At 51.8% G+C, this 23,501-nt stretch carries 20 protein-coding genes; 3 read left to right on the forward strand and 17 right to left on the reverse strand.

Going from position 1 to position 23,501, the window contains the following annotated elements:
• Positions 1–36: 36 nt before the first annotated feature.
• The 7 genes from DWZ76_RS04810 to DWZ76_RS04840 all read right to left on the reverse strand — a co-directional run bounded on the left by DWZ76_RS04810 (position 37) and on the right by DWZ76_RS04840 (position 7,109).
• Complete coding sequence (locus DWZ76_RS04810; protein WP_118472056.1) at positions 37–1,227, reverse strand: A/G-specific adenine glycosylase; 1,191 nt, start codon at positions 1,225–1,227, stop codon at positions 37–39.
• The gene (locus DWZ76_RS04815; RefSeq protein ID WP_118472057.1) at positions 1,220–2,200 is read right to left on the reverse strand and encodes a biotin--[acetyl-CoA-carboxylase] ligase; all 981 of its coding nucleotides are present in this window, start codon (positions 2,198–2,200) and stop codon (positions 1,220–1,222) included. The genes DWZ76_RS04810 and DWZ76_RS04815 overlap by 8 nt, the downstream gene beginning before the upstream one ends.
• A gap of 5 nt (positions 2,201–2,205) precedes the next feature.
• On the reverse strand, positions 2,206–2,514 hold the full coding sequence (locus DWZ76_RS04820) for a DUF6637 family protein (protein ID WP_022359804.1): 309 nt from the start codon (positions 2,512–2,514) through the stop codon (positions 2,206–2,208).
• A 236-nt stretch (positions 2,515–2,750) separates the two neighbouring features.
• Positions 2,751–3,689: an SPFH domain-containing protein gene (locus DWZ76_RS04825; protein WP_118472058.1), complete on the reverse strand. Its 939-nt coding sequence runs from the start codon at positions 3,687–3,689 to the stop codon at positions 2,751–2,753.
• A 5-nt stretch (positions 3,690–3,694) separates the two neighbouring features.
• Entirely contained in the window at positions 3,695–4,132 is a 438-nt protein-coding gene (locus DWZ76_RS04830) for an NfeD family protein (RefSeq protein WP_118468002.1), read from the reverse strand.
• 218 nt (positions 4,133–4,350) lie between these two features.
• Positions 4,351–5,145 carry an RNA methyltransferase gene (locus DWZ76_RS04835; RefSeq protein WP_118293277.1) on the reverse strand — a complete coding sequence of 265 codons (795 nt, stop codon included), beginning with the start codon at positions 5,143–5,145 and terminating at the stop codon, positions 4,351–4,353.
• Complete coding sequence (locus tag DWZ76_RS04840) at positions 5,142–7,109, reverse strand: NAD(+) synthase (RefSeq protein WP_182431274.1); 1,968 nt, start codon at positions 7,107–7,109, stop codon at positions 5,142–5,144. The genes DWZ76_RS04835 and DWZ76_RS04840 overlap by 4 nt, the downstream gene beginning before the upstream one ends.
• 807 nt (positions 7,110–7,916) lie before the next feature.
• Here DWZ76_RS04840 and DWZ76_RS04845 point away from each other — a divergent pair.
• Complete coding sequence (locus tag DWZ76_RS04845) at positions 7,917–9,026, forward strand: ribonuclease H-like domain-containing protein (RefSeq protein ID WP_118472060.1); 1,110 nt, start codon at positions 7,917–7,919, stop codon at positions 9,024–9,026.
• A 1-nt stretch (position 9,027) separates the two neighbouring features.
• On the opposite strand, the gene DWZ76_RS04850 is transcribed toward DWZ76_RS04845, so the two are convergent.
• Positions 9,028–9,648: a DUF5662 family protein gene (locus tag DWZ76_RS04850; protein WP_022359798.1), complete on the reverse strand. Its 621-nt coding sequence runs from the start codon at positions 9,646–9,648 to the stop codon at positions 9,028–9,030.
• A 289-nt stretch (positions 9,649–9,937) separates the two neighbouring features.
• Here DWZ76_RS04850 and DWZ76_RS04855 point away from each other — a divergent pair, with 289 nt between their 5' ends.
• Positions 9,938–10,138: a cold shock domain-containing protein gene (locus DWZ76_RS04855; protein ID WP_022359797.1), complete on the forward strand. Its 201-nt coding sequence runs from the start codon at positions 9,938–9,940 to the stop codon at positions 10,136–10,138.
• Between the two features lie 234 nt (positions 10,139–10,372).
• Here DWZ76_RS04855 and hslO read toward each other — a convergent pair whose 3' ends face one another.
• Entirely contained in the window at positions 10,373–11,293 is a 921-nt protein-coding gene (gene hslO, locus DWZ76_RS04860) for an Hsp33 family molecular chaperone HslO (RefSeq protein ID WP_333489824.1), read from the reverse strand.
• The gene (locus DWZ76_RS04865; protein WP_118472061.1) at positions 11,294–12,049 is read right to left on the reverse strand and encodes a class I SAM-dependent methyltransferase; all 756 of its coding nucleotides are present in this window, start codon (positions 12,047–12,049) and stop codon (positions 11,294–11,296) included.
• Positions 12,050–12,344: 295 nt separating this feature from the next.
• Between DWZ76_RS04865 and DWZ76_RS04870 the strand changes: the two genes are divergently transcribed.
• The gene (locus DWZ76_RS04870) at positions 12,345–13,040 is read left to right on the forward strand and encodes a hypothetical protein (protein ID WP_147352089.1); all 696 of its coding nucleotides are present in this window, start codon (positions 12,345–12,347) and stop codon (positions 13,038–13,040) included.
• A gap of 96 nt (positions 13,041–13,136) precedes the next feature.
• On the opposite strand, the gene DWZ76_RS04875 is transcribed toward DWZ76_RS04870, so the two are convergent.
• The 7 genes from DWZ76_RS04875 to DWZ76_RS04905 all read right to left on the reverse strand — a co-directional run bounded on the left by DWZ76_RS04875 (position 13,137) and on the right by DWZ76_RS04905 (position 23,451).
• The gene (locus DWZ76_RS04875; protein ID WP_118472062.1) at positions 13,137–14,966 is read right to left on the reverse strand and encodes an ABC transporter ATP-binding protein; all 1,830 of its coding nucleotides are present in this window, start codon (positions 14,964–14,966) and stop codon (positions 13,137–13,139) included.
• Positions 14,967–14,978: 12 nt separating this feature from the next.
• Entirely contained in the window at positions 14,979–15,776 is a 798-nt protein-coding gene (locus DWZ76_RS04880) for an ABC transporter permease (protein ID WP_118472063.1), read from the reverse strand.
• An 11-nt stretch (positions 15,777–15,787) separates the two neighbouring features.
• On the reverse strand, positions 15,788–16,738 hold the full coding sequence (locus tag DWZ76_RS04885; protein ID WP_022359791.1) for an ABC transporter permease: 951 nt from the start codon (positions 16,736–16,738) through the stop codon (positions 15,788–15,790).
• 137 nt (positions 16,739–16,875) lie between these two features.
• Positions 16,876–18,450, reverse strand: coding sequence for an ABC transporter substrate-binding protein (locus DWZ76_RS04890; RefSeq protein WP_118472064.1), 1,575 nt, complete (start codon positions 18,448–18,450; stop codon positions 16,876–16,878).
• Positions 18,451–18,560: 110 nt separating this feature from the next.
• Positions 18,561–19,418 carry a glycerophosphodiester phosphodiesterase family protein gene (locus DWZ76_RS04895; protein WP_118472065.1) on the reverse strand — a complete coding sequence of 286 codons (858 nt, stop codon included), beginning with the start codon at positions 19,416–19,418 and terminating at the stop codon, positions 18,561–18,563.
• A 50-nt stretch (positions 19,419–19,468) separates the two neighbouring features.
• Complete coding sequence (locus DWZ76_RS04900; protein WP_118472066.1) at positions 19,469–22,270, reverse strand: SMC family ATPase; 2,802 nt, start codon at positions 22,268–22,270, stop codon at positions 19,469–19,471.
• Positions 22,267–23,451, reverse strand: a complete 1,185-nt coding sequence (locus DWZ76_RS04905; protein WP_118472067.1) for an exonuclease SbcCD subunit D — start codon at positions 23,449–23,451, stop codon at positions 22,267–22,269. Before DWZ76_RS04905 ends, DWZ76_RS04900 begins: the two co-directional genes overlap by 4 nt.
• Between the last annotated feature and the right edge of the window lie 50 nt (positions 23,452–23,501).

The following is a 23,501-nucleotide window of genomic DNA, read 5'->3' on the forward strand; positions in this document are numbered from 1 at the left end:
TCGCCCTTTCTCCTGCTCCCCCACACTAACAGTATTTCATATTAATATATTTGTATACACGCGAAATGCATTGGGGATCGGATAGCGATCCTGCAGCTCCGCCCGGCGCACCATCAAAACTGTTTTATCCTGATAGCCGGATGCCCGTTTCAGGCGGATTCTGCGTCCGCACATATGCCATTCAACATGGGAAAAAATGTGGACTGCATCCGGCAGATCCTCGATTTCCCTGATATCCGCCTCCGCGATCCCCAGTTCTTTCGCTGCCTCCTCCGCACTCTTTTTTCCGTCCAGATTGACATATTCGTAGAGGGACGCCAACAATCCCTTGCTGCTGCGCTTGCGGATCGCCACCGTATCCTCCCACTCAATCAGGCAGACCGTTTTTTCCTCGATCCGGCGCGGCTTTTTCGGCGGCTTGACCGGATATTGCTCCTCCTCTCCCCGCCGGTGCGCCAGACAAAGGGATTCCAGCGGGCACTTCTCACAGAGCGGACGTCCGCCCGGGATGCAGACAAGCGCGCCCAGCTCAATCCATGCCTGATTATATTCACCTGGATGAAATAGCTCTTCTGACCGTAATGCCGTGGAAACCTCACCGACATCATCACCGGCTGACAAATAGAAATCTCTTTCCTCCGTCCGGCGCACAAGTTCCGCCTCCAGGCGCCGCTCATATTCCTTTCGAAGCGCCGGCTTCGTGCTGTCCTGTGGGTCAGCAAACAGGCGTGTCAAAACACGCACCACATTTCCATCCAGCGCCGGAGCCGGCAGATCATACGCGATCGACGCAACTGCCCCGGCCGTATAACTTCCGATGCCCGGAAGTTTCAATATCTCATCCCGCGACGCAGGCATCTGACCGCCGTAGTCTTCCATCAGGCAGACCGCTGCCTTTTTTAGGTTCCGGGCTCTGGAATAATACCCAAGTCCCTCCCACAGCTTCAAAAGCCGCTCTTCGTCCACCTGCGCGAGCGAGGTGATGTCCGGGAGTGCTTCCATAAAACGGGCAAAGTACGGTTTGACCGCCTCTACCCGCGTCTGCTGCAGCATGATCTCCGAAATCCAGACCGAATACGGTTCCGGATTCTCCCGCCACGGAAGAAGCCGCCGGTTTTTCCGGTACCAGGAGAGCAATGGAGCGCCGGATGCCGCCAGCCTCTCTTCTTCCGCATAAGGTATTTCCCCCTCTAAAGGCTTCAACGACGCATAAAAATCTTTATACATATCCGTAAATGCCCCGGACAGATACCTCTCCTGAGATCACCTTGCACACCTTTCCGTCTTCTGTGCGGACCAGCAGTTCGCCCATCTCGTCAATTCCGAGCGCCATGCCCGTATACTCATTGCCCGGAGACAGGACGCGCACCTGTGTACCGCAGTTTGCCAGACGGCTGTTATAAACGTCCATCAGAGATTTCATGTTCTGGTTTTCCATGAATTTATCATAATATCCCTCATACGCACGCATGATCGCGGCGATAAGCTGGCTGCGGCGCACTTCTTTTCCTGTCTCCAGATACAGAGACGTTGCCACATCCCGAATCTCCTCCGGGAACTCGTGATTTGCCACGTTGATACCAATACCAGTCACGATATAATTAATACACTCTAATTCCGTGCTCATCTCGGTCAGGATACCGCAGACCTTCTTTCCATTGACGACGATATCGTTCGGCCACTTGATCTTTGCCTCCAGATCACAAACCTCCCGAATCCCGTCGGCAACTGCCAGAGCCGCCACCAGCGTCAGCATCGACGCGCAGGTCGGAGGAAGCTCCGGGCGCAGAAGCAGGCTCATCCAGATGCCGACGCCATGCGGCGCCGCCCAGCTTCTTCCGCGGCGTCCCTTTCCCATCGACTGATAATCCGCGACTGCCAGCGTACCGTGCGGGGCATCTTTCTCCGCCGCTTTCTTGATCTCGGTATTGGTTGAATCCGTCTCGTCAAAATATAAAATATTTTTTCCAGCCCACTCGCTGTCGATGCTGCTCTCCAGCTCTGCCTGGCTGAGAACATCGCCCAGGAAACGCAGCCGGTAACCGCGGTTCCGGACCGCCTCTATCTCATATCCTTCTGTCTCCAACTGTTTGATAACTTTCCAGACTGCCGTCCGTGATACATTTAAACGCTCACAGATCTCCTGTCCGGACAGGTAATCATCCGTTTCTTTTAACATTCGCAAAACTTCTGTTTTCACTTTTATTACCCCCACCATATTGTAAGTGTACTGACAATACATAAAAGGAACAATCCGGCTCCCACTGCCATCAGGATCATTCCGCCGGTCCGCAGATGCTTTCTTCCCCTTCCCCGGCGATAGCGGTCATAGCCATTGGCAAAATTCAGTACCGCCGCCAGAAGAAAGATTACCGGAAACAAAATCCGGTTTTCATCCGGGTTCAGAAACGCAAGAACCGCAAATATCACGATCAATATACCCACTACGATATGAAGCATATCCAGGGCAAACGCGATATTCGCGCTTTTCTTTCTTTTTTCCTGCAGGTTCAACGCATCCACTCCTTACTTATATTCGCAAACAACAGCCTCATTCTTCATATAGCACATAGCTTCTTGCATATACCCTTTCATCAACATATATGGGTATACATATCACCATGGGATATTATACCGAATGTCCGCAGGCTTGTCAAAAAAGAACTCGAAAAAGGCTGCGGTTCCTGCTTTACATAACCATCAGCCTTTTCTTATACCTTTTTTTATAACTTAGAGCCGCTCACTCCCGGCTACTCTGCCTTTTGAACATCCGTGCCAACTTCCGTCAGACCCTTTACCAGACCGGCAATGCCCTGGATCTCGGACGGGATGATGATCTTCGTCGCCTTGCCGTCCGCTGCTTTGGCAAATGCCTCCAGGCTCTTGAGCTGCAGCACTGCATTGTCCGCGCCTGCTTCCTTGATGAAGCGAAGTCCGTCTGCTTCCGCTTTCTGGACTTTGAGGATCGCTTCCGCCTCGCCTTCTGCCTCGCGGATCATCTTTTCCTTCTGTGCTTCTGCACGCAGGATCGCCGCTTCTTTCTCTGCTTCTGCTTCCAGAATCGCGGACTCTTTCTTACCTTCAGCTACCAGGATCGTCGATTTCTTCTCGCCTTCGGCACGGAGAATGGACTCACGGCGCTCACGCTCTGCCTTCATCTGTTTCTCCATCGCATCCTGAATGGCTGCCGGAGGAATGATATTTTTCAACTCAACACGGTTTACCTTGATTCCCCACGGGTCTGTCGCCACATCGAGTGCAGAGCGCATCTTCGTGTTGATCGTCTCACGGGAGGTTAAGGTCTGGTCAAGTTCGAGATCACCGATGATATTTCGAAGGGTGGTCGCCGTCAGGTTCTCGATCGCCATGATCGGGTTCTCAACACCATACGCAAACAGCTTCGGATCCGTGATCTGGAAAAATACAACCGTATCAATCTTCATCGTAACGTTATCTTTCGTGATAACCGGCTGCGGTGCAAAATCTACAACCTGCTCTTTTAAAATGACTCTTTTTGCCACGCGGTCAATGAACGGCACCTTGAAATGCACGCCAACCGACCATGTCTCCAGATAAGCACCCAGACGCTCTACGACTAATGCCTGTGCCTGCGGCACGATCCGGATACAGGATGACAAAATCAGAAGTACCACAATCGCAATGACAAGAAAACTGATAAATGCTCCCATATTTCCTATTCCTCCTTACATTTGCTGACAATCAGCTTGACGCCGCTGACCGCCTGAATCTGTACCATCGTATCCTTCGGAATCCGGCTTCCATCCGCCGAGCGTGCCGTCCATTCCTGGCCGGACACCATCGCCGTCCCTCTCGCCTCGTCGTTATCAATCTCTGCGGTTACCCGCGCTTTTTTACCCACCAGCGCGTCCACATTGGTCCGCACCGTCTTCTGATTGATATACCGGAGTGCCAATGGTCTTGTTGAATACAAAAGAAGGAATGAAACAACGACAAACACCGCCATCTGGATGTAAAGATTCACTCCCGCGATCGACAGAACACACGCAATCAGAGCGCCTCCAGCAAACCAGATCGAAGTCAGCGCCATCGACGCTGCTTCCAGCCCGATACACACTACAAACACCGCCAGCCAGACACACCATACTGCCATGTCATCCCCTCCTTCCATATAGGTCTTTTGACCCTGATATCTTAAAACTAGTATACGATATTTTCTGACATTTATCAACCAATCAGCTCTGTTTTTGAACTTACAGTTTTATTACAAACTTCTTAATGGAACATATCGATCTACAGTTCAATTTATTTCTTCACAGCTCTCTATTTGCACAAACTATCCGGCTTAAAACATTGTTTCAAAAAAGCAATTTACTGCCGTCTCTGCCGTGCCGTCTCAAACAGCAGCACCGAAGCCGCCACCGCTGCATTGAGGGATTCAACCTTTCCAGCCATCGGAATCCTCACCCACGCGTCAGCAAGCGCCGCCGTCTCCTCGGTCAGACCATTTGCCTCATTTCCGATCAGAAAGCCGGACGGACCTGTATAATTTTCTTCTTCGTAGTTATGTTTCCCCTTTAAATGCGCCGCATAGAGGCGGATTCCCTGCTTTTTTACTTCCCCGATCGTCTGATGCAGGTCGTCCGTGTAGATAAACGGCACCCGGTAGATCGAGCCCATCGTGGAACGGATGACCTTCGGGCTGTAAATATCAGCTGAACCACGGTCAAGAATGATGCCTGTCACACCCGCCCCCTCTCCGGCACGCAGGATTGTTCCCAGATTACCCGGATCCTGCAGCGTCTCCAGAATCACAAGCTCCGGTGCCTTTCCGTCCGGGCTATTTTTCAGCACATCTGAGAGCTGATAGGAAAACTGTTCCGCTACCGCCAGGATCCCCTGCGGTGTCTGGGTGTCCGACATATGGCGCATGACCTCATCCGTCACCGTCTCATACCGGCAGCCAGCCAGCAGTTTTTCTGCTCTTTCCCCCTGCTGGCGCAGAAAATTTTCCGACACATAGACTTCGCGGCGTCTCTCCACCGGCAGTTCCCCGAACATCTTCGGACCTTCCACCAAAAAGACACCCTGTTCCCGTCTTGCTTTTGCTTTCTTTGCAAGCGCCGTCACCGCTCTGACACGGGCGTTGCCCGTGCTCGCGATCACAGGCTGCCTCCTGCCGCTTTCGTCTCCGGCACTCCGTAAACGCAATCCTCATCCAGTGTTTCCAGCTCCTCCAGCCACAGGCGGCTGCACGCATCGCTCGGCATACGCAGGTCGCCGCGCGGCGATACTGCAGCAGAACCTACCTTCGGACCATCCGGCAGGCAGGAACGCTTAAACTGCTGGTTGAAGAAACGGCGGTAGAACACCTTCAGCCATTTAAGGATCGTTTCCTTATCATAAGCACCGTCAAATGCCTGACGCGCCAAGCGGTAAATCTTGCCCGGACGGTAGCCGAATCTTAATATATAGTAGAGATAGAAATCATGCAGCTCATAAGGACCAACCAAATCCTCCGTTTTCTGTGCGATCTTTCCATCCTCCTCCGGCGGCAGAAGCTCCGGGCTGACCGGCGTATCCAGTACATCCAGCAGAATATCAGAAAGCTCTTTCTCGCCACAGGTATCTGCATAATAGCGCACCAGATGGCGCACCAGCATCTTCGGAACCGAGCAGTTGACACCGTACATCGACATATGATCGCCGTTGTAGGTCGCCCAGCCAAGCGCCAGCTCCGACATATCGCCGGTACCGATGACAAGACCGCCGATCTTATTGGCAAGGTTCATCAGAACCAGCGTTCTCTGGCGTGCCTGTGAATTTTCATACGTTACATCATGAACCGACGGATCCTGCTCAATGTCACGGAAATGGATCGTAACTGCCTCTCGGATATCGACTTCTTTCAAGGTTGCACCCAGCTTTTTCGTGAGCTGGCAGGCATTCTGGTACGTCCGGTCAGTCGTACCAAAGCACGGCATCGTCACAGACAGGATATTTTCACGTGGAATCCCCAGCAGATCAAAGGCGCGCACGGTTACTAAAAGTGCCAGCGTTGAATCCAGACCGCCTGAAATACCAACGACAGCATGGCGACATCCGGTATGTTTGAGACGTTTTTTCAATCCCATCGCCTGGATCGAAAGGATCTCCTCGCAGCGGCGGTTCCGGCTGCCCGCATCGTGTGGGACAAACGGGGTCGGATCGATCGCGCGCTCCAGCGCAAGCGGTTTCCGATCCAGCGTAAAGCTTACAAACCGGTAATCCTCACGGCCTTCTGTCTGATAGGTCGTCATCCGGCGGCGCTCACATTCCAGACGTTCCAAATCGATATCTGCGTAGATCGTCTGATTCTCAAATCGCGCTGACTCCGACAGGATATTGCCATTCTCAGCGATAATATTCTGGCCGCCAAAAACGAGATCCTGGGAAGACTCTCCCTCGCCCGCATTGGCGTAAATATACGCACAGAGCAGCCGCGCCGACTGACCGCTGATCAGACTTCTACGGTACTCGCTCTTGCCTGTCACCTCATCGCTGGCAGAACAGTTGACGATCACCGTTGCCCCCGCCGACGCGTGTGCAATACTCGGTGGATTTAAAACCCAGACGTCCTCGCAGATCTCCGCCCCCACGACGAGATTTTCCACATTGTCACAGGAAAATAAAAGCTTCATTCCCATTGGCACCTGATAACCGTCCCAGGAAACGTCAATTGTCTTTTCCCAGCCCGGGTTGAAATAACGTCCCTCATAAAATTCAGAATAGTTTGGAATCCATCTCTTCGGAACCAGACCGAGCAGCTTTCCATCCTGGATCGCCGCTGCTACATTGTACAATTTATTGTTGTATTCCCACGGAAGTCCTACAAATACAAGCATTGTATCGCCAGATGTAAAGGCGATCAGCTTCCTAAGCTCTTCCCTTGCCTTCGCCAGCAGCGATTTCTGGATAAACAGCTCACCGCACGTATATCCCGTCAGCACCAGCTCTGGAAATACCATAATCGAAGCGCCCTTTTTGCGCCCCTCCTCTATCTGTTCACAAACCTGTTCCCGGTTGTACTCTACATCTGCCACCTTCACTTCCGGCGTTGACGCGGCAACCCGGATAAAGCCATCTCTTATCATATGGTTTGTCTCCCTTATAAATAATTTTTAAAAACATAGCAACTGTTCAGTAGGTCTGCGCATTTACTGCGCTGACCGTACGAAAACATGGGCCAGCAGGCAAAAATCCCATTGCCGTAGGCAATTTTAAATGGATTTTTGCGCGTGACTGTGAAGGTACTGAACAGTTACGAATTTATTGTAGCTGTCACTATACAAAAAGTCAAACATATATAAAAAGAGAGCCGCTTTTCCCCCACAGAAAGCAGCTCTCCGGTCACGTTCACAACCGTTACATTAAATAGTTTGATTGCTGTATGTAAATATACCACTCTTTTCCAATTTTGTCAACGTCGCTTTTGTCATTTTGCACAATAAATCATTTTCTTTTTTCGACAAGAAAAAGCAATTTTCACAGTTCTTTTTTACGAATCTTTCCGCTTTCAGTCTTTGAAAACTCCTTTAGCAAGGCAAATTCGCGCGGGATCTCATAATCTGCCAGTCTTTCCGCCAAAAATTCCCGAATTGCCATATTGGTACAACCACATTTCCCGCTGTCACTTCCGACATTTTCTAGTATATCGGAATTTCAAAAGATTGCCAAACTTGTACCACTGAAGGTTTACAAATTGTTTTTCTTTTTACTCAACTGCCAGAACGGATATTTCACGATACCGGGTGTGTTATTGTTTTGTCATTTTAAACGGTTGCTTTTCACTTCCGATGAATTTATAATAACGCCATAGGTTACAGTCTGAAACCAATCCCCGACGCAATGCGGATCTGGGGCGGACATTATAAACTGACACAGGAGGATACTGCCAAATGATCACCATTCAAAATCCGCTGACCTTTACTTCCTCTTATCCGCCCAAACGGTTAGGAGCTATCTCCGATCTGCTCTTTTTCGATATCGAGACAACCGGCTTTTCCGGCGACTACGCCTCGGTCTATCTGATCGGCTGCGTCTGGCACGACGGAAACACCTGGATTCTGACCCAGTATTTTGCCGAGACGAGGGATGCAGAGGAAGAGGTTCTCGACGCTTTTTTTGCACTTCTCCGGACAAAGCGCATCCTCGTCCATTTCAACGGCGACGGGTTTGACATTCCATTTCTGACGAAACGCTGTGTTTTTTATAAAAAGGACTGGAATTTTGAAGCGGTTGAAAGTTTTGATATTTATAAGAAAATACGCCCATTAAAAAAATTGCTGGGACTTGAAAATCTGAAACAGAAAAGCATCGAGCGGTTCCTCGGCATTGCCCGCGAAGATAAGTACAACGGCGGTCAGCTCATCGAGGTTTACGGTGAATATTTACAGACGCACTCTGAATTGCTGAAACACCTTCTGATTCTCCATAACGAGGATGACTTAAAGGGAATGCCGCAGATTCTGCCGATTCTCGCCTACCCGGACTTTCTGACCGGCGATTTTTCTTTCAAAGGTTCAGAAAGCCGTGATATCCCATATGCGGACGGAAACTCAGAAAAGCACCTGCTGCTTCACTATGAAAGTCCCGTCTCTCTGACAAGCGGATTCCAGTTTTCCATCGGTGATCTGGAGCTGTCGGCGGAAGGAAACCGCCTGACGCTCGACCTTCCATTATATTCCGGGGAGCTGAAACGATTTTACAACGATTATGAGAATTATTACTATATGATCTACGAGGACTGCGCCATCCACAAAAGTGTCGGTCAGTATGTGGATCGCTCCGCCCGCAAGAAGGCAACCGCCAAAACGTGCTACACCCGCGCAGCCGGGCTGTTTGTGCCGCAGCCGCTTCTTGCAGATGGCACTCCGATGTGGCATGAATGCCTGAAAGCAGACTATAAGAGTAAGCAGCTGTTTGTGCCGTATTCAGAACAGCTTTTCACAGATCCAGAGACGGCAGTGCTGTACTTACATAATTATCTGAGAGAATTGTCCTTATAAATTACAGCACCCGTCCACGCTCTCTTATCTCCCGGATCACGTGTCCCATCCGTTTTCTCCGGACTGCCTGTTCTTTCGCCCTCTCCCGTGCAAGCAGCGCCCGGATGAACGCAAAGGTCCTCTCCTCGCCCTGTTCTTTCAGCATCGTGAGGAGATATTCCAGCTGGTACTTCGTCCTCGGGTGCATCACGACAAAATCTCTTCCTCTTTCAAAGTATTCCCACGCACACGCATCCGTGTAATCTTTTCCCTTATAAACCTTCGACGCGGCAATCCGGTCCATTACCATCTCGATCAGATAGCGAAGGGGCATTTTATTGCCGACAAGCCCCCAGGACTTGTCCGGTGCAAAATCGATCCAGTATTCGAAATGATGTTTGTTGCGTCCCTTGTGGTGCAGCCATGCCGCCGAATAGCCCTTTTCTTCTTTTTCCGCCGCATTTGGGCTGCGGTTTCCCTGATAATATTTAACGCCGGTCGCAAATTCCTCCCAGGAATACTTGGAGAGGTCGTGCAGAAGTCCCTGGCGGTACAGCCCTACCGCAAAGCAGTTTTTCATGACCTCGCATTTATGTTTCGTGATCGTCAAAAAATGATGATACGCATTGTAAATATAATTCATTTTCCTACCTCTTTCCCCTTTTCTTTCCTCCTATTTTACCCCCCGTATTCTGGTTTGACAACCCCACTTTCTTTCGCGGCTTTCTGGAAAATACCCGTTACTGGGACACATGTGTGTACAGTAACAAATGCCCTTATTTTCCACAAAAATTTAACTATTTTTAAATGTCTGAATTTCCAGAAATTTTATGCGAAAACGTTTGACATCAATATGAAACTATGCTATTCTTGGAACAGGTCGTAAATCCATGCGGCCATCACTATTTTTTATATTTTTTTGGAGGTATCATATGAACAGAGGTACTGTAAAGTGGTTCAACAACCAGAAAGGTTACGGATTTATCTGCGACGAGCAGGGCAACGATGTATTCGTTCACTACTCCGGACTGAACATGGAAGGCTTCAAGTCTCTTGAGGAAGGCGCTCAGGTAGAGTTCGAAGTTGTTAACGGTGCTAAGGGACCGCAGGCTACTAACGTAACCAAGCTTTAATCATCAACTTTCCAGTGTACCTGTTTTCCAAATATGTTTGATATATATTTTGCGAATACGTTATATTGATCTAAGTAAAGTGATTATAAAAAGGGATACTGCTTCGGCAGTATCCCTTTTTTCGTCACTGCTCACACATGTGTGAACAGTGACCTTTTTTTCTGTCCTGCCATGCGGAACATATCCAAATATCCTTTTTCCGCACAGCAGCCATATCTATTATCTCATTTCTTTTTACTTCTTAGCTTTCTCGTACAATTTTTTCAGCTCATCCACACTAAATTCATAGTGCTTGTTGCAGAACTGGCAGTTGACTTCGATGCTCTTGCCCTCGTCGATCATCTCCTGCAGCTCCTTGCCGCCGATGCTGATCAGCGCCTTTTCTACACGGCTCTTGGTGCAGTTGCAGGTAAACTGAATCGGCATCTTATCCAGAATCTCCAGACCAAATTGTCCTAAAATCAGCTCCAGAATGTCCTCCGGGGTCATTCCCTTATTTAACATCGTCGTCACCGGCTCCAGCTCACCGATCGTCTTTTCAAGTGCCGCGATCGTCGCCTCCTCTGCTCCCGGAAGAAGCTGGATGATAAATCCGCCTGCCTGGCGCACCGTATTTTCTTTATTCATCAGAACGCCCAGTGCCACGGAGGACGGAGTCTGCTCGGAGGTCGCATAGTAATAAGTCAGATCTTCCGCAATCTCACCCGTTACCAGGATCGTCTGTCCCACATACGGCTCTTTCAAACCGATATCCTGGATTACGCTCAAGACGCCGACTCCCAGCGCACCGCCCACATCCAGCTTGCCCTTCGCATTCGGCGGCAGCATTACCTCCGGGTGGAACGCGTAGCCCTTGACATTGCCGTTCTTATCAGCTGTCACCGTCAGACCGCCGATCGGACCATCGCCCTCGACCCGGATGGTTAAAAGATCACTGTCCGCTTTCATCATCGATCCCATCATGACCCCTGCCGTCATCAGGCGTCCCAGCGCTGCGGTCGCCACCGGGCTGGTATTGTGCGCCTGTCTGGCTTTCTCCACCAGATCACGGGAAGTCGCCGCAAATGCGCGGATCTGACCATTCGCCGCCGTCGCACGGAGCATATAATCTCCGGTCTGTCCCGTTATTTCACCTGCTTTTATCTTTTCCATCATTTATACCTCTTTTCCATGTTCTCTCGCAACCACATAGATTCGGTCGCTCTCTTTTCGCGGCACATTCTTCGTAAATGCGTCATACGCCGCCACAAATTCCATGCCCGCCTCTGTGAGCGCCTTTTTTATCTCGTCCAACGACCACGCGCGCTCAAAATGCGTCTCCTGATAGCGGCGGTATAAGTCATCCTCCTCGCGGATAAAGAGCGTCAGATCGTAGGAGTTAATTTTCTCCTCTTCATCATACTCATTTTCCCAGATGAAGCTCCCCTCGTCGCGCACCTCCGCGATCGTCTCACTTCCCATTGCCTGAAACTTTGCCTCCGTGTTCAGGTCGAAAATGAACATTCCCTTCGGATCCAGATAATTGTTGACCAGCGAAAATACGTGCGCCAGATCGTCATAATCCAGAATATAATTCAGCGAATCGCAGATACTCACGACCGCCCGGACCGTCCCGTACAATTCAAATTCACGCATATCCTGCAATAAATACAAAATTGGCAGCCCGGATTCTGCCCGTTTTTCGATTGCTTCCTGCAGCATATCCTCCGAGACATCCACGCCGATCATATCATAGCCTTCCTTTGCCAGAAGCTCCGTCAGCGTGCCGGTTCCACATCCCAGATCCAGCACCAGACCATCGTTGATCCCATATTCCTTTAAAAGAGAAGTCAGGTACCCGCACCAGTCCTCATAGGGAATATTATCCATAAACATATCATATACTTCCGCAAAACTCGTGTAAGCGTCCATTTAGCCTCTCCTTCTATATTGCCGATGCAAAAATGACTGCCATGCACCGAAAGCTTTCCCCTACTGCACAATCTCCTTCCGATGCCAGCACTCCCATCATAGCAATTTTTCGCCCTGTTTGCAAGAATAATTGAAAAAGCACACGCAAATGACTAGGAATGGAGTAATTGTTCACAGGTAGGCACTTTTGGAACCGAAAGTGCCGTAAGAAAACGTGGTGGCAGCAGGATTTTGTCGTATACACTAACTCTTGACGTTCCACGCAGAACTGACTATACTAGAGCGTATGAAAAATTTGACTGAAAAACAAAAACATTCCCCCATCAAAAGCCGCCGTTTTTACCGCCGGCAGATGTGGCTTCCGGCGCTGGTGCTGATCGCGTCCATCCTGCTCCTGTGGCAGAATGCCGGGGAAAATTCACACTCCCCGCGGCCGATAAACAGCCAGTGCAAGTTTGAAGATTTTTATAACCCGGCTCAGCCCTATGTCTCGGTGAACGCTCCTTCCTTATATTATACAGGGTGCGCTGCCTACGATGGAAAGAAAGAGACCGGATATTATTATTACTCTCTGGAAAATGGAACCTGCCATTTCTATCTGCTCGATCCGTCTTCCGGCTATCCAGAGCCGCCCGAACGCAAAGCACTTTCATTAAACGGGCGTTTGATCCGCCTGAACGAGGATACCTATGAATCGCTTCTCCAGACGATGGCGGACAGTCTCTCCTGGACGGTGAGCTCCCTGCGGAACATGACTTCGCCTTATATCATATCCGCTCTGCCGTATCCCGCTCTGACGCATGAGGTATTTCATCTATTAGCCGGATGTGCGTTTCTGATCGCCCTGGTGGATCTAATCTGGCTTTTTTACCATTCACTTCGGCACCGCCGGGAGCCGCTGCAGCTTTCCGGTGAGGCACAGCAGGGGCAGCAGGATTCTTCCAGTGAGCAGCCGCGCACTTTAATTTCCCACCGCAGGAAAAAACATTGACAGACGATTCGAGCCATGCCGCTTTCCCTGGCATAGGCTGAACCGTCTGTCTTTTTTCGGCTGCTATTTCGTTTTTCTCTATTTCAGCTTATCAGATTATGCTTCTATCTGAATACACCGCGCCCAGTGTGTCCTTGAAAGTTGTACTGCCTCCGGTGACAGCGGCACATGGGCACACGCCTCTCTTCTCTTCGGACATCGCTCATAAAAGATACACTTCTCCCCACTGCCCGCTATCTTCTTTGGTGCATTCTGGACGGACCGCTCTTTTTCCTGATTTTCCAAAAGGTTCTCTTTCGTCTGTCCCCGCTCCGGTTTTTCCATCCGGCTGTCTCTCTCCGGCTCCGCACTCTGCTTTCCTGCCTCCGCATCCAGTTCCATTGTATCCCCGCCGATCGCCGCTTCCAGCAGAAGTTTCGTGTACGGGTGCGCCGGATGCTCATAGATCTCTTCTGCCAGACCTTCTTCCACAATCACACCCCTGTAAATGACCATGACACGGCTGCAGAGCCCGCGCACGACGTTCAGATCGTGGGAAATAAAGAGGATGGTCATCTGCTTTTCGGCGTGCAGCTTCAAAAGCAGGTTCAAAATCTGGGACTGGACCGTCACATCAAGCGCCGAAACAGGCTCATCCGCGATCACCAGGCGCGGATCCATGAGAAGTGCCACGCCGATGCTGATGCGCTGTTTCTGACCGCCAGAAAGCTCTCTCGGATGGCGCGCCGCAAAGGACTCATCCAGTCCGACATTTTCAAGCATTTCCTTCACTAGCTGCCTGCGCTCTGCGCGGTCCCTAATGCCGCGCAGGCGCAGCGGTTCTTCCAGAATCCATCCGATCGTCCGCGCCGGGTTGAGCGATCCCGCCGGATCCTGAAATACCATCTGCGGACGGACGCCGTCACGCACCTTCACCTCACCCGTATAATTGTCGTGAAGTCCCAGGATCGTCTTGCTGAGCGTCGATTTGCCGCAGCCGCTCTCGCCCACGATCCCCACAATCTCTCCCTCTCTTGCCGACAGGTTCAGATCGTGAATTACGTGTTTTTTTCCTTTTTTACGGAACAGACCGCCACGCACATCGTAAAATACGTTCAAATCCTTCAGGCGCAGGATCTCCCCGCCGGAGCTTTCCCCTTTTTCTCCCTCCGGAATCGACGCCACCAGATGGCGCGTATATTCATGCTTCGGATGCAGAAGGACGTCTTCCGTCTGCCCTTCTTCCACGATCTCTCCCTTATAAACCACGATCACACGGCTGCAGAGCGCACGCACAACATTCAGATCATGGGAAATAAAGAGAATCGACGTTCCCTTGGTCCGGTGGATATTCCGCAGAAGCTCCAGGATCTGTGCCTGAACGACACAGTCTAACGCTGTCGTCGGTTCATCCGCAATCAGAAGACTCGGAGAATTGATCATCGCCTGCGCGATCATCACACGCTGGCGCATGCCGCCGGAAAGCTCATGCGGGTATTTACCGCACAGCCCCTCCGGGTCCGGCAGACCGACTTCTGAGAGTGCCTGCACCACCCGTTCATGGATCTCAGCATTTCCGAGTTTCGTATGGATCCGCAGGCTTTCCCCGACCTGCCGTTCGATTTTCAATACCGGATTTAAGGAGGTCATCGGCTCCTGAAAGACCATCGCCATTTTGCTGCCGCATAGCTGTCTCCGCTTTTCCGGTTTCATGGTCACCAGATCTTCTCCCTGAAAACAGAGCGATCCGGAGGCAATCTCGGCGTCCTTCGGAAGCAGCCCCATCAGCGCCAGCGCACTCATGGATTTTCCTGACCCTGACTCGCCGACTACTCCGACGATCTCGCCTTTTCCGATCGAAAAGCTGATTCCCTTGACTGCCTCAAAGGTCGAATTTCCTTCTGGAAAACGGATCGACAGATTTTTTATCTCAACCAATGGTTCCATCTTTTCGCCTCCTTACTGCTGCATCGAGCGCAGCCCCTCGCTCACCATACTGAATCCCAGAATAATCAGGATGATCGTCACGCCCGGTCCGATCGCGTACCACGGCGCATTGAACAGGTACGACTGCGCTTCGTAAAGCATTCTCCCGAGACTCGGCTCCGGCGGCTGGATTCCCAATCCCAGATAACTCATACTCGCCTCCGCCAGCACCGCATTGTTAAATCCGATCGCCGCCGCCGTCAAAAGGCTGACCGCCGCATTCGGCAGAATATGGGCGAAAATAACCCGGATATGCCCTGCGCCAAGGATCCGCGCACTCTTGACAAAATCCAGTTCCCGGCACCGGATCACCTCACTGCGGACGATCCGGGCAAAACTCGGGATAAAAAGGATTCCCAGCGCCAGAATGATGTTGTAGCTTCCCGGCTTCGTCAGGCTGATGAAGATAAGCGCCAGAAGAATGCTCGGAAACGATAAAAGGATATCATTGAAACGCATGATCAGGTTATCGAAAAAGCCGCCGAAATAGCCGGTCAGCGCACCGACGATCGTGCCAAACACACACCCGATCAAAACCGTGCAGACTGCCACAAAAAAGGTGCTGCCGCTTCCCGCCATCACACGGCTCAAAATATCGCGCCCGAAGTTATCCGTTCCCAGCGGGTGTGCTGCACACGGCGCCAGATTGACTGCCATGGAGTCCATCGTCGTCGTCCCATACGGCGTCCAGAACTGTCCGATCAGGGCAACTGCCAGAAAGAACAGCGTGATCGCGCCCCCTATCATCAGATTATAATTCTTTCGTTTCATTCGTCTTCCCTCTATTCTTCCGCCGTCCGGACTCTCGGATCCAAAACCTGATAAATCATATCAACCGCAAAATTGATAAGTACGACCACCGATGTGATGTACAGCACGATCGCCTGCACAACCGGATAATCGCGGTTGGAGATCGAGCTGATCAGAAGTCTTCCGATTCCCGGCACGCTGAACACCTGCTCCGCCACGATGCTGCCGGCAAGGATCTCCGCGATTACCATCGCAAAGAACGTCACAACCGGAATCATCGCATTTTTCAGCACATGCCCGTACAATACCGCCGTTTCCGTATTGCCGCGGCTGTAGGCAGTCCGCACGTATTCCCGGTTCATCTCGGTCAGAATCGAGCTTCGCAGGAATTTCACCACCATCGCAATCTTCGGCAGCGCCACCGCGAGCGCCGGAAATAAAAGGTACTGTGCAGACTTTCCGAAATTTTCCGACGGTTCGATAAATTTACCCGGCTGGAACATATGAAGAATCAGTCCAAACACGTAGGTCAGGATCATGCCGAGAAAGAATGACGGCACCGCCATCAGAATCTGCGTCAGGCAGTTCGTCAGCGTATCGACCCATTTCCCGGCAAACCGGGCACTCAGGATTCCGAGCGGAACTGAAATCACCGTGATGATGAGCAGGGAAATGACTGCCAGAAGCACCGTGACCGGAAGCCGCTGTGCCAGAAGGGAGCGGACTGAGGTTCCCTCATACCGGTAGGACTCCCCGAAATCCCCCTGCATCGCATCGGTCACCCATCTTCCATACCGCTCCAGAAGTGGATCATTTAATCCCATCTCATCCCGCGCCCGCTCTAACTGCTCTTCCGTCGCGTCCTTTCCCAGCCTGGAAAGTGCCGCATCGCCCGGAATCACAGAAAAAGCGGTAAACGTCAGGAAGGATATGACCAACAATGTGATAATGAGAGTTATCAGTTTTTTTATAAAGAATTTCATAATTCCCTCCTGCGTTTACCGCTTCTTATTCTGTTGTTATTTCCTGGTTACTGTTCACGGGCAGGCACTTTTGGAACCGTAAGTGCCGTAAGAAAACGTGGTAGCAACAGGAATTTGCTGGATTGTAACTGTATATTTTACTGCTCTACCTGATATAACAGGGACATATCCTCTGCTGCCGTCGGGTAGAAGGTGTAGCCGCCAAACTTCTTGCTGACTGCTACGAGGTTCGCCGGATCTTCGATGTAAACGGCTGCCGCATCCTCTGCCAGGATCATCTGCGCCTTCTTGTAGTTTTCTACTTTTACATCGTCATCAACGGTTGTGTATGCTGTATTAAATACATCGTCGTACTCAGTGTTGGAGTAATGCATGAAGTTCTTCGCATCGTCTGTCACATATTTCTTGAGCCAGTCGCTTGGTGCCAGCGTTCCGTCAAAACCGATGACAGTCGCCTGGAAGTTGCCTCCCTTGTATACATCCTGCAGCCAAGTGCTCCACTCAACCTGATTTAAGGTCACGTTGACGCCGACCTGGGACAGCTCGTCTGCGATGATCTGCGCGCTGTCTACGTGCTGGCTGTATGAGCTTGGAACGGTGATTTCCAGATCAAAGCCATCTGCGTATCCGGCATCTGCCAGAAGCTCTTTTGCCTTCTCCGGATCGTAGCTGTATACGGTCTCTGCTTCCGGCTCATAGTATTTCGACATTGCCGGAATCATATGGGAGCCGATGATGTGGCTCTTTCCGCCGAAAATAAAGTTGTTGATTGCATCGCGGTCTACCGCATAGCAGAGTGCCTGACGCACCTCTGTCTTGGAAAGCGGCTCGTAAGCGCTGTTTAAGTACATCGCATGGACGAGGTTCATGCTTCCCTGTACGATGTTGTAATCTTCATCGCCCAGCGTCTCCGCCTGTGCGGCGGTTAAATATTTCAGAATGTCGATGGTGCCAGCCTGCAGCTCTACAAATGCGGTGTCCACATCGGCAATAAATTTAAATTCCACGCTGTCCAGGCTCGGAACGCCCTCCTGCCAGTAGCCGTCATATTTTTCCAGCTCCAGGTTCTGTCCCGGTGTGTAGGAAACATATTTGAATGGACCGGTACCGATCGGATTGCCTGCCGGGTCCTCGTTGGACTTCGGAATGATGGCAATCGTCATCATCGGAAGAAACTCTGAATAACTTTCTTTCAGGTTTACAACCAGTGTCTTGTCATCCTGCACCTCTACACTATCTACAAGCGAAGAAAAAGCGGAGGATTCACCCTGAATCTCCGCATAACGATCGATGGAATATTTGACATCTTCGATGGTAACCGGTGTGCCGTCATGGAATGTGACGCCATCTCTCAATGTGAAAGTATAAGTCTTTGCATCATCGGAAATGGTATAATCGCTGGCAACAGCCGGAATAAATCCGCCATCGGAAGTAGGCTTTACAAGCCCTTCGTACAAATTGAAAACCACGTCTCTAGTTCCTGCGTCCGTATCTACATGGGGGTCAAGACTAGCCAGGTCCTGCGTCATGCCATACACAACGCTGCCGCCTGGTACTGGTGTTCCTTCTGAAAGAGTATTACTGGTCTCTGCTTCGCTGGACTCGCCAGCTGCTTCTGAGGTGCCTTCTGCTGTCTTGCTGCCTCCGCATGCACAGAGTGAAGCAGATAACAAAAGTGCCATTACGCCTGAAAGAAGCTGTTTCTTTTTCATATCTTTGTCCTCTCGAATTCGTAATAATCTCTCATTATTAAATTGTCCTAGCCATTATAGCAGATTTTCATAGAAAATCAACTTTTCCAGCATAATTTAGGACTTTCTCACTATCTTTTAGGATGTTTTTTGTTGAAATTTACGAATTGATCCGGCTCGAAACTGTCAAAAATAAAAACATCAAACTGTTTCCGGTGCCGGTTTAATTCGCCCTGGTTTTTAATCGTCCACGCCGCCATCTTACATTTGTAGAAATAACGCAGCATTTCCACCGGAAGCGTGTTGCTGAACTGGCAGTTGTACGCAATGAAATCCGGTCTGCAAAATCCGTTCAGCATGCAGTATGTAAGCATCTCCCGCACAATGACCGGCGTTTTCAATCCCTCGCCGCGGTGATTGGTCGCAAGCTGTCCGCGCAAAACATTCGGACGATGGCACTTAAACCAGCCGAGTGCCAGCGGACTGAACGATTCGATGCAGTACTCACCCGGATAACAATCTAAAAGCGCCGCGCATTTCTCACACAGCTCCCGGTGGACAATCTCTGCTTTCAGTTCGATGATAAGCGGGGTACGCCCATCCGCCAGCTCAAGCACTGCCTCAAAGGCCGGTATCGTCTGGGATGAACCAAACAAACGATAGCTTTGCAGCTCTTCAAAGGTACAGTCGCGTATCTTCCGGTCAACGCCCGCCGCCCGCTTCAGATCCCAGTCGTGAAATACGACCGGAACCCCGTCTTTTGTCAGCTGTACATCCAGCTCGATCCCATATCCCATCTGGATCGCGCGCTCAAACGCCGGGAGCGAATTTTCCGGACATTCGCTCCGGTTGTCATGAAATCCCCGGTGGGCGATGTATTGCCGCTCAAATGCCTGCATTCTCGCCTTCCGCCCCGTCTCCGGCAGCATACTGCAGTAAAACAGAGATAAGAGCGATATCGTCACCATCCCTGGAATTACGATTGTCATATGTAAATAGCCTCTTTTCTTTCGTCACACAACGGCTCTGCGCCGTCCTACTAATCTTCTATCTCCCAATGCACCTGGCTTCCACCATTTCCTTTTTTTACCACCAGCTTGTGTCCCATCTCCTCTTTCAGCTCCGTCACGTGGGAAATGATGCCGATCAGGCGTCTTCCTCCGGACAGCTCCTGCAGCACCTGAACCGCCCGCGTCCGTGATTCCTCATCCAAGGAACCAAATCCCTCATCAATGAACATCGCATCCACCTTCACGCTGCCTGCCGCATTCTGGATGACATCCGCCATGCCGAGCGCCATCGCAAGCGCCGCCAGAAAGGATTCTCCACCAGACAATGTTTTGACGTCCCGGACCCGGTCGGTCACAAAGCTGTAGACATCCAGGTCAAGTCCCACTTCTCCCTGTTTTCCCAGATCGGCCAGACCGCGGCATTGAAGTTCAAAGGTTCCTTTCGTCATCCGGCGCAGGCGGCGGTTGGCTGCCTGTATCATCTGGCGGAAATACTGGCGCTGTACATACGTCTGGAAATCGATCCGCGCCGCGCCGCTCAGTTTTCCGTCCGCCGTCTGGTAAAGTTCGCTGATCTGCTGTTTTTCCCGGTCAAGCTGCTCCCGTTCCTGCAGATACACCCGAAGTGCCGCATATGCATCCTCGTTGCGCGTCCGCACCGACACATGTTCCCGGTGAAGCCGCGACCAGCGGTTTTTTTCCTCTTCCCAGTGCCGGATCTTTTGCTGGATTTTTTCTTCCGGTTCTGTTTCTGAATCTGCTTCAAAACGTTCCCGGAGCGAAGATAAGCTTCCCTCCAGCTCCCGGCATTTTTCCCGGCACTCCTGTGCTTTCTTATCAGCCGCTGTCACCGCCTCTGCAAGTGTTTCCAGCTCCCGGCTGCGCTTCTCAAGCTCCACCCGGAGTGTCCGGCTGTCTTTCCACTCCAGCCGCTTCGAGAGTTCCTCCAGCTCATTACGTCTCGTCTGGCTCTCGATCGCCACCTGCTGCACCTCACTTCTTTTAAGCTCCAGCGCAGCTTCCAGCTTCTTCTGTCCGGCTCCGTTCGCCTCCCGTTTCTGCCGGATCGTTTCTTCCATGGCAATCCGGTCAGTATAAGTGGTTTCCGCCTGCCTGCATCGCCGGATTTCCTGTGCCATCTGCCGTAGCTCCTTCTCCAGAGCATCCACATCCGGCTGGGCTGCCGGGCTGTCCTGATTTTGACCGTACAGTTTTCCCTGGATCTCTATCCGCCGTCTGCTCTCATGTTCCAGCGAGATCTGCGCCTCCTGGCACGCCTCAGCGGCTGTCCTCTGCTTCTGATCGGCATCATCCCGCCCGGCACGCAGCGCTTCTACCTGTTCCTCCCGGATCGGCTCTGTCTCCAGACGGCAGGGAGCCGGGTGTTCCAGCGAGCCGCAGACCGGGCACGGTTTTCCTTCCTGCAGCTCTGCCGCCAGAAGTCCCGCCTGCATCGCCAGAAAGCGGCAGGACGCGTCCTGATACAACTGATCTGACTGCTGGTACGCCCGCGCGGCTGCCTGAAATTTTTCCTGGCGTTTTTCCAGTGACTTCCTCCATGTCCGCTCCGCTTCACAGCATTTCCCTAACTCCTGCAAAACCGCCTGGCGCCGTTCCATCTGCTCCCGCCGTCCCCGGCATTCTGCCAGGGCAGCGCGCGCCTCTACCGCCTCCCGCTCCTGGTTTCGAAGTATTTCTTCCTGTGTACGGCACGTTTCCAGCTGATTCTGCATTTTTTTCAGGTTTTGGGTCAGAGCCGTCCGCTGATGTTCCAAAGTTTCATATGCCTGCCGTTTTTTCTCCTGCTCCGCATAGAGCGGAAGCGCATCCTGCATCCGCCAGATCTGATCCTCCAGCTCCGGTTTCCGGCTCTCATAGGCTGCGGCAGCTTCCCGGCGCCTAGCCTCCATCTCCCGTCCAAATGCTTCCAAACGGCTCTTTTCTTCCAGTACCCGTTTTTCCTTTTTCACAAGCTCCAGATGGTTCTGTCCGGCGGCAAGCTTCTGGATTGCATTCTCTTCCAGTCTCCCCGCCTCTTCCTCGATCCTCCGGCTTTCCTCCGACAACTGATGCAGAAATGCAAGCAGTTCCGCTCCATTTGTCCGGTACCGCTCTTTCAAAGACTGCCATCTTTCTTCCCACTCCGGAGCTACCGCCTCCTCCGTCCTGGGAACCGTCACCTGCCGGATGACTTCCTCGCACCGGGTCTTGTTATCCTCCAGCCTTCCATACAGCGTCCGATCTGCCTCCCGCAGCTTCTGCTGGATTCTACCGTAGATCCCGGTATGGAAAATGCGCGAAAATATCTCTTTTCTTTCTTTGGAGGATGCATGGAGCAGACGGATGTATTCGCCCTGCGCGATCATCGCGATCTGCGAAAACTGATCGCGGTCCACGCCCACGATCGCCCGGATCTTCTCATCGATCTCACGGATCCGGCCGGACATCTCACTTCCATCCGGCAAAAGCAGAGACGCTTTCGGCGCCACACTCGTCGCCGTGTATGCGCCGTCCTTATTTTTCCGCTTGCTGAGGCGCGTGTATGCCGGACTGCGGCGGATCGTATAATCCTGCCCCTTATCCTCAAACGTCAGTTCCACCCAGGTCTCCGCGTCCTCCGGTGCATACTGGCTGCGAAGCATCGCGCCCTCTCTCCCGACGCCGCTCGCCGCCCCGTAGAGCGCAAACGAGATCGCGTCAAAGATCGTCGTTTTGCCTGCCCCCGTATCGCCCGTGATCAGGAACAATCCCGTCCCCGCCCGTTCGAAATCAATCTGCGTCACGCCCCCATAAGAGCCAAACGCCGACATTGTAAGCAGCTTCGGTTTCATACGCGTTCCTCCTCCTCTGCCTCTTCCACCATGCGCGCCAGAATCGTCTCCTGTTCCTCTGTCATCGGGCAGTGGCGCACCGCCTCATAAAAAGAGGCAAATGCCTGAAACGGCGTCACCGCCCCTGTTTCCTCCGGTTCTTCCTCCAGTCGTTTCCGCGTCCTCTCATTGTCCACCCGGATCTCCAAAATATGCGCAAATAACTCCTCCAGGCGCTCCCGGAAATCGTACATTTCTTTTTCGTCCGTCAGGACCACGCTCACATACGCGTCCGCGCGTCCGCTTCCATCCGGCATCTTTTCCATCGTATCTGAAAGCAGCTTGAGTTCTTCCAGTGTCCCCCGCACGCGCTTTACATCGGGATGGCAGAGAATCGGCAGACGGCGGATCTGAGGCTCACTTCCTTTTTCTCCCAGTTCCACCACCGTGATCCCCTTCTGATGGTGTTCTTCACTGATCGAATATTTGTACGGCGTCCCACAATAGCAAAACCGCTCCTGCCCTACCTTCTGTGCCCCGTGGATATGCCCTAACGCCGCATATTCAAACGGTTCCAGCACCGACGCATCGATCGCATCCAATCCTCCGGAGGTCAGCACCGCCGTCTCCGAATCGCAGGTTTCCGGATTCTGACCGTTCCAGACAAAAAACTGGTGCGCCAGAACCACATTGCGCTCCTGCTTCCGGATCGTCTCCCGCGCCAGGAGTTTCTGGAATGCATCGGTATAACCATTGGTGTCAAACAAATGGCGCACATGACCCGGACGGATAAACGGTACCAGATAAAAATGAACCGGTCCCCACTCATCTGTAAGTGTGACCTGCTTTAAATACTCCGTCCGATCTGCCGGCGGCAGCGCCGCGATATGGATCTGGTGGCGTGCCAGAAACGATGCGCCATACGCCAGCCGCTCCGGTGAATCGTGATTTCCCGCAATGATCAGGATCTCCGTTCCCGGACAGCGCCCGGATAGCTCGGTCAGAAACCAGTCAAAAAGCGTATACGCTTCCCCCGCCGGGACCGATTTATCATAAATATCCCCGCATATCAGAATCGCATCCGGCTTCTCTTCCTCCGCATATTTAAGTATCTGCAAAAACGCATTCTTCTGGCTCTCGCGCAGGCTATAGCCATTTAACATTTTCCCGATATGCAGATCAGAAAGATGAAATAGTTTCACGCAGGCACACCTCCTTTTTCTTTCTTTGATCCACTGTTTTTTTGATTTCC

The sequence above is a fragment of the Clostridium sp. AF35-15 genome, assembly GCF_003477745.1.
Lineage (GTDB): Bacteria > Bacillota > Clostridia > Lachnospirales > Lachnospiraceae > Otoolea > Otoolea fessa.

Bases quoted from the DNA above. Each gene is read 5' to 3' on its own strand.
- DWZ76_RS04890 (WP_118472064.1), bottom strand. From the start codon at position 18,450: ATGAAAAAGAAACAGCTTCTTTCAGGCGTAATGGCACTTTTGTTATCT.
- DWZ76_RS04880 (WP_118472063.1), bottom strand. From the start codon at position 15,776: ATGAAACGAAAGAATTATAATCTGATGATAGGGGGCGCGATCACGCTG.
- hslO (WP_333489824.1), bottom strand. From the start codon at position 11,293: ATGATGGAAAAGATAAAAGCAGGTGAAATAACGGGACAGACCGGAGAT.
- DWZ76_RS04875 (WP_118472062.1), bottom strand. From the start codon at position 14,966: ATGGAACCATTGGTTGAGATAAAAAATCTGTCGATCCGTTTTCCAGAA.
- DWZ76_RS04885 (WP_022359791.1), bottom strand. From the start codon at position 16,738: ATGAAATTCTTTATAAAAAAACTGATAACTCTCATTATCACATTGTTG.
- DWZ76_RS04830 (WP_118468002.1), bottom strand. From the start codon at position 4,132: ATGGCAGTATGGTGTGTCTGGCTGGCGGTGTTTGTAGTGTGTATCGGG.
- DWZ76_RS04895 (WP_118472065.1), bottom strand. From the start codon at position 19,418: ATGACAATCGTAATTCCAGGGATGGTGACGATATCGCTCTTATCTCTG.
- DWZ76_RS04825 (WP_118472058.1), bottom strand. From the start codon at position 3,689: ATGGGAGCATTTATCAGTTTTCTTGTCATTGCGATTGTGGTACTTCTG.
- DWZ76_RS04850 (WP_022359798.1), bottom strand. From the start codon at position 9,648: ATGAATTATATTTACAATGCGTATCATCATTTTTTGACGATCACGAAA.
- DWZ76_RS04865 (WP_118472061.1), bottom strand. From the start codon at position 12,049: ATGGACGCTTACACGAGTTTTGCGGAAGTATATGATATGTTTATGGAT.
- DWZ76_RS04810 (WP_118472056.1), bottom strand. From the start codon at position 1,227: ATGTATAAAGATTTTTATGCGTCGTTGAAGCCTTTAGAGGGGGAAATA.
- DWZ76_RS04855 (WP_022359797.1), top strand. From the start codon at position 9,938: ATGAACAGAGGTACTGTAAAGTGGTTCAACAACCAGAAAGGTTACGGA.
- DWZ76_RS04845 (WP_118472060.1), top strand. From the start codon at position 7,917: ATGATCACCATTCAAAATCCGCTGACCTTTACTTCCTCTTATCCGCCC.
- DWZ76_RS04900 (WP_118472066.1), bottom strand. From the start codon at position 22,270: ATGAAACCGAAGCTGCTTACAATGTCGGCGTTTGGCTCTTATGGGGGC.